General features: G+C 65.4%; 2 protein-coding genes and 2 pseudogenes. 2 read left to right on the plus strand and 2 right to left on the minus strand.

Going from position 1 to position 2878, the window contains the following annotated elements; genetic code table 11:
* A partial coding sequence (locus AHiyo1_RS04985; protein ID WP_275937039.1) for a histidine kinase dimerization/phospho-acceptor domain-containing protein occupies positions 1–742 on the minus strand: 742 nt, incomplete at its 3' end.
* Positions 729–1550 carry a response regulator transcription factor gene (locus tag AHiyo1_RS04990; protein ID WP_445286185.1) on the minus strand — a complete coding sequence of 274 codons (822 nt, stop codon included), beginning with the start codon at positions 1548–1550 and terminating at the stop codon, positions 729–731. The genes AHiyo1_RS04990 and AHiyo1_RS04985, both read right to left, overlap by 14 nt.
* Before the next feature lie 88 nt (positions 1551–1638).
* On the opposite strand from AHiyo1_RS04990, the pseudogene moaA reads away from it, so the two are divergent.
* Positions 1639–2768: pseudogene (gene moaA / locus AHiyo1_RS04995) on the plus strand (GTP 3',8-cyclase MoaA).
* 4 nt (positions 2769–2772) lie between these two features.
* Positions 2773–2878: pseudogene (locus tag AHiyo1_RS26185) on the plus strand (MoaD/ThiS family protein); the annotation flags it as partial.

A 2878-nucleotide genomic window follows, 5' to 3' on the forward strand; every position in this document is an offset into this window, starting at 1 on the left:
GATCGGCGATGGCGTCGCTCACGAGGTCGTAGAGGTCGAGGGATTCTGCGCTCAGGCGGAGCGTTCCCGCCTGGATTTTGGACAGTTCCAGGAGGTCGTTGACCATGACCGCCATCTGGTCCGTCTGGGCGATGATCTTGCGGTAGTACGCGGGGATGTCGGAGGCCATGCCATCTTCCAGCGCTTCGGCCATGGCCCGCATGCTGGCCAAAGGGGTCCGGAGGTCGTGCGAGATCCAGGAGACCAGTTCGCGGCGGGCGGTTTCGACGGCGGCTTCCCGTCGCCGGGATTCCTCAAGTTTGACGCTGCTCGCTTCGAGTTCCTGGGCTAGCTGGGCGAGCTCGGAGTTCATTGCCGGTCCGGCCCGCCGCGATCCCGATTGTGGCAGGAAGGAGCCATCGAGGGCTTCTCCGCTGCCGAGGCGCCGCGTTGCTGCGACGAGCCGGATGGCGTTGCGGGACACCCCGGCCCCGAGGACCAGGGAAATCGCGATCGCCACGGCCGAGGCTACCCCGAGGATGTACCACATGACTTCGAGGTCCAGGGCGGAAATGAACATCGCATTGAAGGCGCTCACCATCCCTGCCACGAGGACGGCAACGGTGGCCACCACCACGAGGCAAATCTGGACCAGGATCGACGCGCCACGCAGGAAACGCAGCAAGGCAAGGGTCAAGGCGCCGATGAGGACAGCCCACAACAGCATCCAGCCCAGGATGGTGAACATTTCAGCCGGCTGCATGTCCACCTTCCTTCGCGTCAAAGCGGTAGCCGACTCCCCAGACCGTTTTGAGCAGCATCGGGGTGGTGGGGTTGTCTTCGATCTTTTCCCGCAAGCGACGCACGTGGACGGTCACAGTGGACAAATCCCCGAAGTCCCAACCCCACACTGCCTTGATGAGATCCTCGCGGCTGAACACCTGGTTGGGCCGGCGGAGGAGGAACGCCAGCAGATCGAACTCACGCACCGTAAGCATCAGGGGTTTGCCATCCTGGAGCACTGTGCGCGAGGCAGGATCCAATTCGAAGCCGGCGAGTTCGACTGGCGGTTCCGGGCTGAATTCCCGGATGCTCCGGCGCAGGACGGACTTCACACGGAGGACCAACTCGCGGGGTGAGAAGGGCTTGGTGACATAGTCGTCCGCTCCGCTTTCCAATCCCAGGATCCGGTCGTCTTCCGTGCCGAGGGCGGTCACCATGATGATCGGTACGCTCATGGCCAGGCGGAGCCTGCGGCACACTTCCACGCCGTCGAGTCCGGGCAGCATCCGGTCCAGGATGACAAGGTCGGGCCGCCTGGCGGCCGCGAGGCTCAGCGCGGTGAAGCCGTCCCCCGCGAGATCGACTTGGAAGCCTGCCTGGACCAGGTAGTCCCGGACGACGTCGGCGATGGTCTGTTCGTCTTCGACCAGCAGGATGCGCCGATTGCCGACGTCGGCACCGTGCGGGGCGGGCTGCGTGTTCACACCTTCAGCATAGATTCGCGTGCTGCCCGCGGTACGTGTTCCGGGCGTCCACGGGCCAACCGTATGCATTCCGTAAGAAGTCACCTCTTGCGTTGCCTTCCACGGGAGCGGAAGACGAACGTGACTGGTGGCCGATATCACGCTCGGGCCCTGCCTGGCGTAGCCTGAACCCATGAGTGTTCAGCTAGGCATGCCGTTGCCCCCTGCGGGCGACGGGACGGGAAGCGGCGTTTCTGCGCCCCCGCCGCGCCCTGCAGGAACTCCCCCTGGCCTGTTCGATCGTTACGGACGCCGGGCCACCGACATGCGCTTGTCCTTGACCGACAAGTGCAATCTGCGGTGCACCTACTGCATGCCGGCCGAAGGCCTCGAATGGTTGTCCAAACAAGCCGTGATGACCGCCGCCGAGATCGTCCGGCTGGTGCGGATCGGCGTCGAACACCTCGGGGTCCGCGAACTGCGCCTCACCGGAGGCGAGCCCCTGGTCCGCGCCGACCTGGTGGACATCATCACCGCCCTCCGCCAGGCGCACCCCGATCTGCCGATCTCCATGACCACCAACGGCGTCGGACTCGACAAGAAAGCAGCAGCGCTCAAGCAAGCCGGACTCACCCGCATCAACGTCTCCCTCGACTCCCTCCACGAAGAAACCTTCACGAAGCTGACCCGGCGGCCTTTCCTCGACAAGGTGCTGGCCGGCGTCGATGCCGCCCGGGCCGCGGGCCTGGGCCCGGTCAAGATCAACGCCGTCCTCATGCGCGGCATCAACGACGCCGAGTCCCCCGAGCTCCTGGCCTGGGCACTGGAGCGCGGCTATGAACTGCGCTTCATCGAACAAATGCCGCTGGACGCCGACCACGGCTGGACCCGGCGCGACATGATCACGGCAGCCGAGATCCGCGAACTGCTTTCCCGCGACTTCGTGCTGGCCCCGGACCCGCGCGAACGCGACGGCGCACCGGCGGAACGATTCGAAGTACGACGGCGGGACCCGGCATCCGTCCAAGCCACCGGTCCGCTCCTGGGCACCGTCGGCATCATCGCCTCCGTCACCGAACCGTTCTGCTCCGATTGCCGCGCACAAGGATCACCGCCGAAGGCAAGATCATGAGCTGCCTGTTCTCACGCGAAGAATTCGACCTGTTGGGACTACTCCGGTCCGGAGCCAGCGACGAGGAACTCGCCCAACGCTGGCAGGACGCCATGTGGATCAAACCCAAGGCACACGGCATGGACCACACCGGCCTCGGCGCACCCGACTTCGTCCAACCAGACCGCAGCATGAGCGCCATCGGAGGCTGAGGCTTTGCTCGTAAGATACTTCGCTGCCGCGCGCGCCGCGGCAGGCGTCGAAGAGGAACACCACGATCTCCCGGACGGAACCAGCTTGGACGGGCTGATCGCGGCCGTGC

The organism is Arthrobacter sp. Hiyo1, from assembly GCF_001263615.2.
Classification (GTDB): Bacteria; Actinomycetota; Actinomycetes; order Actinomycetales; family Micrococcaceae; genus Arthrobacter.